At 71.1% G+C, this 12,637-nt stretch carries 11 protein-coding genes; 8 read left to right on the forward strand and 3 right to left on the reverse strand.

What is annotated here, in order from left to right; genetic code table 11:
• The first annotated feature begins 79 nt into the window (after positions 1-79).
• Positions 80-1,129 carry a 3-isopropylmalate dehydrogenase gene (locus DEJ47_RS27310; RefSeq protein WP_150172578.1) on the forward strand — a complete coding sequence of 350 codons (1,050 nt, stop codon included), beginning with the start codon at positions 80-82 and terminating at the stop codon, positions 1,127-1,129.
• 246 nt (positions 1,130-1,375) lie between these two features.
• Positions 1,376-2,467: a branched-chain amino acid aminotransferase gene (locus DEJ47_RS27315; protein ID WP_150172580.1), complete on the forward strand. Its 1,092-nt coding sequence runs from the start codon at positions 1,376-1,378 to the stop codon at positions 2,465-2,467.
• A gap of 131 nt (positions 2,468-2,598) precedes the next feature.
• Here DEJ47_RS27315 and DEJ47_RS27320 read toward each other — a convergent pair whose 3' ends face one another.
• A complete protein-coding gene (locus tag DEJ47_RS27320) occupies positions 2,599-2,793 on the reverse strand; it encodes a hypothetical protein (RefSeq protein WP_150172582.1) in 195 nt (64 codons plus the stop codon).
• Between the two features lie 4 nt (positions 2,794-2,797).
• Entirely contained in the window at positions 2,798-4,210 is a 1,413-nt protein-coding gene (locus DEJ47_RS27325) for a cytosine permease (protein WP_150172584.1), read from the reverse strand.
• Between the two features lie 162 nt (positions 4,211-4,372).
• Here DEJ47_RS27325 and DEJ47_RS27330 point away from each other — a divergent pair, with 162 nt between their 5' ends.
• From DEJ47_RS27330 to DEJ47_RS27360, 6 genes are all read left to right on the forward strand, one after another.
• On the forward strand, positions 4,373-5,410 hold the full coding sequence (locus tag DEJ47_RS27330; protein ID WP_150172586.1) for an agmatine/peptidylarginine deiminase: 1,038 nt from the start codon (positions 4,373-4,375) through the stop codon (positions 5,408-5,410).
• Positions 5,411-5,424: 14 nt separating this feature from the next.
• Positions 5,425-6,033, forward strand: a complete 609-nt coding sequence (locus tag DEJ47_RS27335; RefSeq protein WP_150172588.1) for a TetR/AcrR family transcriptional regulator — start codon at positions 5,425-5,427, stop codon at positions 6,031-6,033.
• Between the two features lie 114 nt (positions 6,034-6,147).
• A complete protein-coding gene (locus DEJ47_RS27340; protein ID WP_150172590.1) occupies positions 6,148-7,410 on the forward strand; it encodes a TolB family protein in 1,263 nt (420 codons plus the stop codon).
• A 351-nt stretch (positions 7,411-7,761) separates the two neighbouring features.
• Positions 7,762-9,366 (forward strand): citramalate synthase, encoded by a 1,605-nt coding sequence (gene cimA / locus DEJ47_RS27350; RefSeq protein WP_150172594.1) that lies wholly within the window; start codon positions 7,762-7,764, stop codon positions 9,364-9,366.
• A 53-nt stretch (positions 9,367-9,419) separates the two neighbouring features.
• Positions 9,420-10,805, forward strand: a complete 1,386-nt coding sequence (locus DEJ47_RS27355) for a hypothetical protein (protein ID WP_223828527.1) — start codon at positions 9,420-9,422, stop codon at positions 10,803-10,805.
• Positions 10,806-10,912: 107 nt separating this feature from the next.
• Positions 10,913-11,824: an alpha/beta fold hydrolase gene (locus DEJ47_RS27360; RefSeq protein ID WP_150172596.1), complete on the forward strand. Its 912-nt coding sequence runs from the start codon at positions 10,913-10,915 to the stop codon at positions 11,822-11,824.
• A 22-nt stretch (positions 11,825-11,846) separates the two neighbouring features.
• On the opposite strand, the gene DEJ47_RS27365 is transcribed toward DEJ47_RS27360, so the two are convergent.
• Entirely contained in the window at positions 11,847-12,464 is a 618-nt protein-coding gene (locus DEJ47_RS27365) for a YceI family protein (RefSeq protein ID WP_150172598.1), read from the reverse strand.
• Between the last annotated feature and the right edge of the window lie 173 nt (positions 12,465-12,637).

The raw sequence follows: 12,637 nt of genomic DNA on the forward strand, positions 1-12,637 counted from the left end.
ACAGGAGCGGTCCGTGAAGCGGCTGTCCGCATGCCGGACACGGCATGTCATCCCGTGGGACGAAGAGTACGGTGCTTGCATGTCGGCCAGTTCTCGCAGCATCAATCTCGCAGTCATCCCCGGAGACGGCATCGGCCAAGAGGTCGTGGCCCAGGGGCTCAAGGTCCTCAACGCCGTGCTTCCGCAGGATGTGAAGCTCGAGACGAAGGAATTCGACTTCGGTGCCAAGCGGTACCACGCGACCGGTGAGACCCTCACCGACGCCGACGTCGAAGAGCTCAAGCAGCACGACGCGATCCTGCTCGGCGCCATCGGCGACCCCTCGGTCCCGTCCGGCGTCCTGGAGCGCGGCTTCCTGCTGAAGCTCCGCTTCCTCTTCGACCACCACGTGAACCTGCGGCCCTCGAAGCTGCTCCCGGGCGTCGCGACGCCCCTCAAGGGCCAGCCCGAGATCGACTTCATCGTCGTGCGCGAGGGCACCGAGGGTCCGTACACGGGCAACGGCGGCTCGATCCGCACCGGGACGCCGCACGAGGTGGCCACCGAGGTCTCCGTCAACACCGCCTTCGGCGTGGAGCGCGTCGTCCGCGACGCCTTCGCCCGCGCGCAGGCCCGCCCGCGCAAGAAGCTGACGCTGGTCCACAAGAACAACGTCCTCGCGTACGCCGGGCACCTCTGGACCAACGTCTTCAACCGGGTGGCCAAGGAATTCCCCGAGGTCACCACCGACTACATCCACGTCGACGCCGCGACGATCTACCTCGTCACCGACCCCGGCCGCTTCGACGTGATCGTCACCGACAACCTCTTCGGCGACATCATCACCGACCTCGCAGCGGCCGTCTCCGGCGGCATCGGCGTCGCCGCCTCCGGCAACATCAACCCGAGCCGCGAGTTCCCGTCCATGTTCGAGCCGGTGCACGGCTCGGCCCCGGACATCGCGGGCCAGGGCAAGGCGGATCCGTCCGCCACGGTCCTCTCCGTCGGCCTGCTCCTGCGCCACCTCGGGTTCGAGGCCGAGGCCGCGCGCATCGAGGACGCGGTCTCCGCCGACCTGGCGGAGCGGGGCGAGACGGTCCGCACCACGGAGCAGATCGGCGACGCGCTCGCCGTACGGGTAGCGCGCTGACCCGGTAGCTCGAAGATCGACCAGAGGCCGCCGGGCCACGCAGGACACCCGGCGGCTTCTCTTGCGTACCGCCCGGGTGTCACCATCGACCCCCGGGCCGCAATCATGCCGTTTCTCCCTCGGGACCCCACGAGCGATAATCGAACGAGGGGCCGTGAAAGCAGCAGGGAAACTCGGACGTCCTAGTACTGGGCGTACGGATGTGAGCGCGGTCCGTCACCATCACACGTGAAGGACGAAGTACTCATGACGACGACGCCGAGCATCGAGCTCAAGCCCTCATCGACGCCGCTGGCCACCGCCGACCGCGAGGCGATCCTGGCGAACCCCGGGTTCGGCCGCCACTTCACCGATCACATGGTGACGATCAAGTGGACGGAGGGCCGTGGCTGGCACGACGGGCAGCTCGTGCCGTACGGCCCGCTCTCCCTCGACCCCGCGACGAACGTCCTGCACTACGCCCAGGAGATCTTCGAGGGGCTCAAGGCCTACCGGCAGCCCGACGGCACGGTGGCGACGTTCCGGCCGGACGCCAACGCCCGCCGCTTCCAGTCCTCCGCGCGCCGCCTCGGCATGCCCGAGCTGCCCGTCGAGACGTTCATCGAGGCGTGCGACCTGCTGGTGAAGCAGGACATCGACTGGGTGCCGGCGCACGGCGGCGAGGAGTCCCTCTACCTGCGCCCCTTCATGATCGCCACGGAGGTCGGGCTCGGCGTGAAGCCCGCCAACGAGTACCTCTTCGTCGTCATCGCCTCGCCCGCCGGCGCGTACTTCCCCGGCGGCGTGAAGCCCGTCTCGATCTGGCTCTCCGAGGACCGTGTGCGTGCCGTGCCCGGCGGCATGGGCGACGCCAAGACCGGCGGCAACTACGCGGCGTCGCTGCTCGCGCAGGCCGAGGCGGCGGCGAAGGGCTGCGACCAGGTCGCCTACCTCGACGCGGTCGAGCACAAGTGGGTCGAGGAACTGGGCGGCATGAACCTGTACTTCGTGTACGGCAACAAGATCGTCACCCCCACCCTGACGGGCTCGCTGCTCGCGGGCGTCACCCGCGACTCCCTGCTCTCGGTCGCCCGCGACCTCGGGTACGAGTCGGAGGAGGCACGGGTCTCCATCGACCAGTGGAAGACGGACTCCGAGAACGGCACGCTGACGGAGGTCTTCGCCTGCGGCACGGCGGCGGTCATCACGCCGGTCGGCACGGTCAAGTGCAATGCGGGAGAGTGGCAGCAGAGCGGGGGACAGCCCGGCGAGGTCACCCTGAAGCTGCGCGAGGCACTCCTCGACATCCAGCGGGGCAAGGCGGGGGACCGGCACGGGTGGATGCACGGGCTCGGCTGAGGGCTCTGCGGTACGCACTTGGAGGTCGGTCGGCCCCCGGAACATACGTTCCGGGGGCCGACACGGGTTCTGGCGGAGCGCCCGGCGGTCCCTGAGGTGGACGTCCAGTGCGGGCGAGACAGACCTTTCCCCTACTTGTCCGTCTGCCGGCCTTCGGTCACGCCCGAGCCTTCGGCGGCCCCCTCGTCGGACTTCACGTCCTCCGGCTTCGGGGTGTTCGAGCCGACGGGGTTGAGGGGGCCGCTCGTCAGGGCGTCCACCGCGGAGAGCACTGCCGCGCCCGCGCCCTTCGCCGCGCGGACACCGAGGCCTATGAGTTCTTCCATGCGGTCAGGCTACTTGATCAAGGGGTGCGACCGGCTGCCGTTCGCGGGCCGTCAGGGCCAGGTACCCCGCGCCTCCCACCACGCCCGAGAGCAGGAAGCTGCAGTCGACCCCGCCGGTCAGGGGGAGCAGCGGGCCCTCGTACGAGGGGAGGGCCACGGCCAGGACGCCCGCCGTCGCGCCCAGCGCCCACGCCGCGGTGGCCCGCGCGTTCCAACCGCCGCGGTACCAGTAGGCGCCGCCACGGGCACGGCGGTTGAAGACCTGGAGGGCCTCCGCGTCGTACTCCCCGCGGCAGCGGACGAAGCCGATGAGGGTGATGACCGCCCACGGCGTGCCGATCGCCGTGAGGAGCAGCACGAAGGACGTCATCGCGTCCTGCGCCTCCCACGCGTAGTGGCCCACGAAGACACAGACCGTGGCGACGGCGGCGACCGTGTACGTGGCGCGGGCGCGGGACGCGCGGGGCAGGATCGCGTCCAGGTCGAGGCCCATGGAGTAGAGCATCAGGCCCGCGTTGCCGACCGATCCCGCGGACGCGGCGAGGAGGAGGGGGATCAGGTACCAGGCGGGGGACGCCTCGACGAGGCCACCCGCGTAGTCGAGGGCCGCGCGCGCCGCGTACGCCGTGAACGTGCCGAAGAGCTGGGGGAGCAGCAGTCCGGCGAGCAGACCGAGCCACGCCGCGCCGAGGACCGCCCGTGAGCTGTGGCGGGCCGGGGAGATGTAGCGCGTGTAGTCGCCGAGGAGCGTGATGAAGGCGATCGGGCCGGAGAGGCCCGCCGCCACCAGGGCCAGCAACCAGGTGGGCCAGAACGAACCGAGCGCGTAACCCCCGGCGCCGGGCAGCGCGGCGGTCGTGAAGTCCGGGGCGTAGGCGATGACACCGAGCGCGAGCAGTGCCGTCATGCCGACGGCGAGGACGCGCGAGAGGCGCAGCAGGACGCGGTAGCCGTAGACCGCGCCGGTCACCGTGGCCGCCGCGAGCAGGGCGTAGACCAGGGAGTACGAGAGTCCGCCGGCGGGCAGGCCGAGCAGCCGGTGCAGCGTGCCGACCATCACGTCGCCGCCGATCCAGATGGTCAGCGCCGTGTAGCCGAGGGACAGGAGCAGGCCGACGACCGAGCCGACGAGGCGGCCGCGCACCCCGAACTGCGCGCCGGACGACGTGGAGAGGTTCGTGCCGGTGCGCAGCGAGACCAGGGCGAGCGGCGCGGTCAGCGCCGTGCCGATCACCGTGCCCGCCACGACCGCGCTGACCGACTCCCACCAGCCGAGGCCGAACGACACCGGCAGCCAGCCGAAGACGATCACCCCCAGGCAGAGGTTCGACCCGACGAGGATCGATACGAGATCGCGGGGGCCGCTGGTGCGCTCCCCGTCCGGGATGGTGTCGACTCCGCGCTGTTCTATCGGCATGAGGGTGCCCCTGACGCTCGCTTGGTCCCAATGGTTGCCCCAAATTTGAGCAGCGCTCAATGTGACCTGTCCGGCCCCCCGTCGTCAATCCTTCCCGCTTGCGGATTTCGCAGTTAGAGTGTTGCTCTAAAGTCTTGTTCTCCCCTGGTGAAGGTGTACGCCATGACCGCTGCCGCCGACGGCTTCCGCATGCCCGCCGAGTGGGCCCCGCACGAGCGCACCTGGATGGCGTGGCCGTGCCCCAACCCCACGTTCGACGACCCGGAGGGCCTCGACGACTCGCGGCTGGCCTGGGCCCGCGTCGCCCGCGCCGTGCGCCGCTTCGAACCCGTCACCGTCGTGTGCGGGCCCGCGCAGTCCGCGTACGCCGCGGAGCTCCTCGGCCCGGACATCGAGGTGACCGAGCGGGAGCTCGACGACGCCTGGATGCGGGACATCGGGCCGACGTTCCTCACCGACGGCAAGGGCGGACTCGCCGCCGTCGACTGGACGTTCAACGGCTGGGGTGCCCAGGAGTGGGCCCGCTGGGACCACGACTCCAGGATCGGGGCGTACGTCGCCGACCTCGCCGGAGCGCGGACGTACGCCTCGAAGCTCGTCAACGAGGGCGGCGGCCTGCACGTCGACGGCGAGGGCACCGTGCTGCTCACCGAGACCGTGCAGCTCGGCCCCGAGCGCAACCCCGGTTGGACGAAGGAGCAGGTCGAGGCGGAGGTCCACGCCCACCTCGGCACCACCAAGGCGATCTGGCTGCCGCGCGGCCTCACCGCCGACTACCCCGGCCACGGCTTCGGCACCCTCGGCCACGTCGACATCGTCGCCGCCTTCGCCGCGCCCGGCGTCGTCGTCGTGCACTCCCAGCGCGACCCCGCCCACCCCGACTTCGAGGTCAGCAAGGAGGTCGTCGCGGCCCTCACCGGGCAGACGGACGCCCGCGGCCGCACCCTGCGGATCGTCGAGGTGCCCGCACCGACCGTCCTGAAGGACGACGAGGGCTGGGTCGACTACTCGTACATCAACCACTACCTCTGCAACGGCGGCGTCGTCCTGTGCGCCTTCGGCGACCCGAACGACGAGATCGCGGCGGGCATCTTCCGCGGTCTCTTCCCGGACCGGACCGTGACGCTCGTCGACGCCCGTACGATCTTCGCGGGGGGCGGTGGCATCCACTGCATCACCCAGCAGCAGCCGAAGGTGTGATCAAGGAGTACGGGATGGCCGGTCAGGCCCGCGCGCGGAAGAACGCCCCGCCGCGTGAGGACGTGTTGGCGGCCGCCATGGAGATGATCGCCGAGCGCGGCCTGGAGAAACTGACCATGGCCGCGCTCGGCCGTGCGGTCGGCATGAGCTCCGGCCATCTCCTCTACTACTTCCGCACCAAGGACGAGCTGCTCCTGCGCACCCTGGAGTGGAGCGAGGGCCGCCTCGGCGCCGAGCGAGGCCGGCTCCTCGCCCGGCCCGCCCCGGCACGCGAACGCCTCGACGCGTACGTCGAGCTGTACGTCCCCGACGCCGTCGGCGACCCGCACTGGACCCTCTGGCTGGAGGTCTGGAACCGGTCCCTCAACGCCGACGAGGAGGGCCGCGACCGGCAGGCAGCGATCGAGGGCGCCTGGCACCGCGACCTGGTGGCGCTGCTCGCCGAGGGGGTCTCGCGCGGCGAGTTCGGCGCGGTCGACCCCGACCGCTTCGCGTCCCGGCTGCGGGCGCTGCTCGACGGGTTCTCCATCCACGTGGCCATCGGGCTTCGGGGGACGGGCCGGGACCAAGTCCTCGTACACGTAAGGGAGTTCCTGGACGCCGCGCTCACCCCGGACGCCTAGCCGACCGTCGAGGTTGTACGCAATCCGGCTGATTGCCTGCCCCCTTGCCGGTGCGCTTGTATCCCGGTGGGTATCGCTCAATGGCGAGCGGCGGGAACAACGGGGGACTCGAACATGTACTGCACCCATCGCAAGCGCCTCGCCCTGGCCGCCGCGGCGGGCATCGTCGCGGCCGCCGTCACCGCCCTGCCGGCCGCCTTCGCCGCCGACGCGTCCGTGGCGCCCCGCACCGAGGGCATCAGCGTCACCGCACAGGGCAACGCGGCGAACGACCGGTCCCAAGGGGCCGTGATCAGCCGCGACGGCAGGTTCGCGGCCTTCGACTCCGAGGCGACCGACCTGGTGGCAGGCGACACGAACGGGGCGCGCGACATCTTCGTACGCGATCTGCGCACCGGGGAGACGGAGCGCGTCTCCGTCGCCGGGCGTCAGGTCAGCGGCCCGTCCCTGAGCGCCGACGGCCGCTACGTCGCGTTCGTCTCCAGCCCCGCGGGCTCCTCCTCCGACCGCGACGTGCGGCTCCACGACCGCGGGACGGGGCGGACCGAGCGCCTCGACGTCGAACTGCCCGACGGCTACCCGGGCGACAGCGCGGGCGGCGTCTCCCTCAGCGCGAACGCGCGCTACGCGGTCTTCGACACGGACGGGCCGCGCTCCGACGGCACCGCGGTCTTCCTGCGCGACCGCAGGACCGGCACCACGGAGAAGGTCAGCCACCCCTGCACGGGCGGCGACGGCGAACGCGACGCCCACTCGGCGACCGTCAGCGACAATGGCCGGTACGTCGTCTACGCCGACTCGTTCGTCAACGGACCGCGGGGCGACGACTGGAGCGACCTCTGGCTGCGCGACCGCAGGACGGGCGCCCTCTCCCAGGTCGACCGCTCGCACGACGGCACCAAGACGGAGAAGGAGTCCCTGAAGCCGTCCCTCAGCGGCGACGGCCGCACCGTCGTCTTCGAGTCACGGGACACCCACCTCGTGCCCGACGACAACGACGCCGCATGGAACGTGTTCGTGCACGACGTGGCCTCCGGCCGCAACCAGCGCGTCCACGGCACGCAGGGCGGCCCCGGCAAGGCCCATACCCGCTCGCCCGCCATCAGCTCCGACGGCCGGTATCTGACGTACATGTCGGAGATCACCGAGCCCGGCAGCGCGTACGGCAAGGAGTGGCCGACCTACCTCCGCGACCTGCGGAAGGGCACCACCACGCTCGTCTCCCCGGACACCGGCGGCGGCGCCGCGACGGCGGACGTCCTGCCCGGCGGCATCGCGCGGAACGGCGCCCGCGTCACCTTCATGTCGCCGGACGCGACCCTCCTTCCGGGTGACACGAACGACGGCGCCGACGCCTTCGTACGCCACCTGCGCTGACGCCTCAGCTGTGCGGACCCGTACGGGTCCACCCCGCGGGCGGCGCGTCCGTCGCGTCGCCCGCATCGTGAGACAGGGCCTCCGCGGCACGGCGAAGCGTGGCAAGCTGCCTCCGTGCTCTCGTTCGCCATGATTATTGGCAGCAGGCGCGCCGGTCCGCAGTGACCGCCTCGTACCCATCACGTACGGGCGGACACCGTCGCCTCGACCCGCGCGCAGACCTCTCGCACCCGCGAGGGGTTTTTTCGTTTCCCGGCCCAACTGCAGCCGGACACGGAGCGCGAGGGATCATGGGGGTGGTGGAGCCGGTCATTCCGGTAGACCGAGATCCGACACAGGAGCCAGATCAGCATGACGGAAACCAGCACACCCGACGATTCCTTCCACGTCTTCGACACGACGCTGCGCGACGGCGCGCAGCGCGAAGGCATCAACCTCACCGTCGCGGACAAGCTGACCATCGCGCGGCACCTGGACGACTTCGGCGTCGGCTTCATCGAGGGCGGCTGGCCGGGCGCCAACCCGCGCGACACCGAGTTCTTCGCGCGGGCCAAGGAAGAGATCACATTCCGGCACGCGCAGCTCGTCGCCTTCGGCGCGACGCGCCGCGCGGGCGCAAAGGCCGCCGACGACCCACAGGTCAACGCCCTCCTCGCGTCGGGTGCGCCCGTCATCACCCTCGTCGCCAAGGCCCACGACCGGCACGTCGAGCTCGCCCTGCGCACCACCCTCGACGAGAACGTGGAGATGGTCCGCGACACCGTCTCCCACCTCGTCGCGCAGGGCCGCAGGGTCTTCGTCGACTGCGAGCACTTCTTCGACGGCTACCGCGCCAACCCCGAGTACGCCAAGGCCGTCGTCCGCGCCGCGTCCGAGGCAGGCGCCGACGTCGTCATCCTGTGCGACACCAACGGCGGCATGCTGCCCGCCCAGGTCCAGGCCGTCGTCTCCACCGTCGTCGCGGACACCGGCGCCCGCCTCGGCATCCACGCCCAGGACGACACCGGCTGCGCCGTCGCCAACACCCTCGCCGCCGTCGACGCGGGCGCCACCCACGTCCAGTGCACCGCCAACGGCTACGGCGAGCGCGTCGGCAACGCCAACCTCTTCCCCGTCGTCGCCGCCCTGGAACTCAAGTACGGAAAGCGGGTCCTGCCCGAGGGCTCGCTGCGCGAGATGACGCGCGTCTCGCACGCCATCGCCGAGGTCGTGAACCTCACCCCCTCGACGCACCAGCCCTACGTCGGTGTCTCCGCCTTCGCGCACAAGGCCGGACTCCACGCCTCCGCGATCAAGGTCGATCCGGACCTCTACCAGCACATCGACCCCGACCTCGTCGGCAACCGCATCCGCATGCTCGTCTCCGACATGGCCGGTCGCGCCTCCATCGAGCTCAAGGGCAAGGAGCTCGGCGTCGACCTCGGCGACGACCGCGAGCTCATCGGGCGCGTCGTCGACCGCGTCAAGGAGCGTGAACTCCAGGGCTACACGTACGAAGCCGCCGACGCCTCCTTCGAACTGCTGCTCCGCGAGGAGGCCGAGGGCCGCGCCCGCCGCTACTTCCGTGTCGAGTCCTGGCGGGCCATCGTCGAGGACCGCCCCGACGGCACGCACGCCAACGAGGCCACCGTGAAGCTGTGGGCCAAGGGAGAGCGCATCGTCGCCACCGCGGAGGGGAATGGCCCGGTCAACGCTCTCGACCGGGCGCTGCGGGTCGGCCTCGAGCGCATCTACCCGCAGCTCGCCAAGCTGGAGCTCGTGGACTACAAGGTCCGCATCCTGGAGGGCAAGCACGGCACGTCCTCCACCACGCGCGTCCTGATCTCCACGACCGACGGCGTCGGCGAATGGTCGACGGTCGGCGTCGCCGAGAACGTCATCGCCGCGTCGTGGGGCGCCCTGGAGGACGCCTACACCTACGGGCTGCTGCGGGCCGGGGTCGAGCCGGTGGAGTAGTCCGCGCCCACCCGTAGGGGGTCCGCCTGGTCCGTCTGGGTTACGTTCGAAGTATGAGGAATCGGACGAAGCGGATCACGGTGGGACTCTCCGGACTGCTGCTCGCCCTGGGTGCCGTGTCGTTCACGGCGGCGCCCGGGGCTTCGGCGGCACCCGGAACTTCGGCGGCATCCGGAGCGCAGGATGCCTCCAGCGTCTCGGTGGTGGCCGACGCCTGGAAGAAGAGCCCGGTCTACGTCGATCCCGCGGCGTCGGACCAGCTCTCCGAGAGACAGGCCGACGCCCTCGCCGAGAAGATCAAGAAGGCCGACAAGCCGGTCTTCGTGGCCGTGCTGCCGGACGACTTCCCGCGGCAGGCCCTCTTCCGCCAGCTGCGCACCGAGACCGGTGTGACCGGACTGTACGCGGTCCGGCTCGGCGACGGCTTCGACGCGAAGGCCGACCGGTCCGTGCTGACCGGCAACGCCGTCGCCAACCTCGTCTCCCTGGTCCAGGGCGAGAGCGCTCCGCAGCAGCTCGACCGCTTCGTCGGCCAGGCCCTCGTGCAGACCGGCGGCAAGGCCCCCGAGTCCTGGGGCGGCGGCTCCGACAACAGCGTCTCGCCGGGCGCCCTCGTAGGGGTCGGCGTGGTCGTGGTGGCCGGGGCGGGAGGCGCGTACGCGATCGTCCGGCGCAAGAAGCGGCGCCACGAGGAGATGCAGCGCGAGTCGCTGCGCAAGCTGTCCGTCGTCGTCGACGAGGACATCACCGCGTTCGGCGAGGAGCTCGACCGGCTCGACTTCCACCCCGCGGAGTCCGGCGCGGACGACGCGATGCGCGCGGACTACGAACGTGCGCTGGACTCGTACGAGAAGGCGAAGTCGTACATGGCGGCCGCGACGCGCCCCGAGGATGTGCGGGCCGTCACCCAGGCGCTGGAGGACGGCCGCTTCTCGCTGGCCCTGCTCGCCGCGCGCCGGGAAGGACGTGAGCTGCCCGAGCGGCGGGCCCCCTGCTTCTTCGACCCGCGGCACGGTCCCTCGGTCGAGGACGCGACGTGGGCACCCGCGAACGGCGCCGAACGCTCGGTCCCCGTGTGCGCGGCGGACGCGGCGCGCCTGGCGGACGGCGAGGACCCGATGGTGCGGACCGTGGCCACGGAGTCCGGGGAGCGGCGCCCCTACTGGGAGGCCGGTCCCGCGTACGGGCCGTGGGCGGGCGGCTACTTCGGCGGCGGCATCCTGCCGGGACTCCTCGTCGGCACGATGCTCGGCGGCCTGATGTCGACCCCTGCGTACGCGGCGGACCACGGCTCCGGATACGGGGACTTCGGCGGCGGCCACGAAGGCGGCGACTTTTCGGGGGCGGACTTCGACCCGTCGGACTTCGGGGGCGGGAGCGACTTCGGGGGAGGGGACTTCGGCGGTGGCGGGGACTTCGGCGGTGGGGGCGGGTTCTGAGGTGCGGGGCTCTGGGGCGGACGCTTGACGACCCACTAGCGAGACGATACGGTCCGTCTTGTTGAGTCAGTGCGTTGTTCGTCGTCGTTCGCATGCGGGAGGCCGCCATGAGCCAGGTCCATGAGCAGTACGTCGAGGTCGCGCCGGGGGTCCGCGTGTGGACCGAGCGGCGCGGCGCGCCCGACGCCCCCGCGCTGCTGCTCGTCATGGGCGCCCAGGCCTCCGGGCTCGGCTGGCCCGAGCCGCTCGTCGAGGCCCTCGCGGCGCGCCACCACGTGATCCGCTACGACCACCGCGACACGGGCCGCTCCGACCGCCCCTTCGACGAGAACCCCTATGCCGTCACCGACTTGGCCCGGGACGCGATCGCGGTCCTGGACGGCCTCGGTGTCGAGCGGGCCCACCTCGTAGGGATGTCCCTGGGTGGCATGCTCTGTCAGCTGGTGCTCGCCGATCATCCCGAGCGGGTGCTGAGCGCGACCCTGATGGGGACGTGTGCGCTGAGCGAGACGCCGTACGTGCGGCCGGACGGCGTGCGTGTTCCCGTCGCGGAGCTGCCCGGCATCGCGCCCGAGATCCTGGAGATGTGGTCGCGTCCCGTGGAGGACCATGGTCCGGAGGCCGAGCTGGACCGGCGCGTGGAGCACTGGCGCCTGCTGAGCGGCGACCAGCTGCCGTTCGACGCACCGTACTTCAGGGAACTGGAGCGGGGCATCATCCACCACGCGGGCCGCCACCTGGAGTCATCGGCCCACGCTCTCGCCGACAGCTCCGGCATGGTCCGCACGGCCGAACTCGCCGCGAACCGGGTGCCGGTGCTCGTCGTCTCCGCCACGGCGGAACCCGTCTTCCCGGTCCCGCACCCGCAGCACATCGCTCAGGTGGTCGCGGGTGCGCGACTGGTGGAGATCCCGGGCATGGGGCACGCCCTGCCGCCGGCGGTGCTCCGACCGCTCGGGAAGGCGATCCTGGAGCACGCGGCGGGAGGTGCGGTCGAGAGCGTGCCGGCCGGTCGCTGACTCACGACGGTCGCGGGGCGGTTCAGGAACCGGCCTTGATCGCCGAGATGTCGAAGTTCAGCTTGATCTTGTCGGAGACGAGCATGCCGCCGGTCTCCAGTGCGGCGTTCCAGGTGAGGCCCCAGTCCGAGCGCAGGATCTCCGCCTTGCCCTCGAAGCCGACGCGCTCGTTGCCGAACGGGTCCTTGGCCGAGCCGTTGAACTCCAGGTCGATCGTGACGGGCTTCGTGGTGCCCAGGATCGTCAGGTCGCCGGTGACGCGGTAGTCGTCGCCGCCCAGTGCCTCCGTCTTCGTGGAACGGAAGGTCATCTCGGGGAACTCGTCGGTCTTGAAGAAGTCCGCGCTCTTCAGGTGGCCGTCGCGGTCGGCGTTGCCGGTGTCGATGCTCTCCATCGTGATGTCGAGGGAGGCCGTCGAACGGGACGGGTCCGTGCCGTCCAGGTGCAGGGTGCCCGTGAAGTCGAGGAAGGAGCCCTTGACGTTGGTGACCATGGCGTGGCGGGCGACGAAACCGATCGTCGTGTGGGTCGGGTCGATCGTGTACTCGCCCGTCAGTGCGGCGAGGTCGGGGCTGACCGCGACGGGGGTGGTGGCAGCGGGGGCGGTGACGGTGTCGTTCTTGCGGCCGAAGATTCCCATGGCGTGCTCCTTGGGGGGACGAGCTCCGGTGGGGAGCTGCTGTTGAATGTTCAACGAGATCGAAGGTAGCGCGATTCTGTTCAACATTCAACCTCTGGGGCGAGGTGTCTTTGTGGCGGCCGGGGGCGGGATGGGCGGTGCCGTTCGGGCGCCATGCGGCATCAGGGTGGCGC

Origin of the sequence: Streptomyces venezuelae, from assembly GCF_008642355.1 — a bacterium.
GTDB lineage: Bacteria > Actinomycetota > Actinomycetes > Streptomycetales > Streptomycetaceae > Streptomyces > Streptomyces venezuelae_B.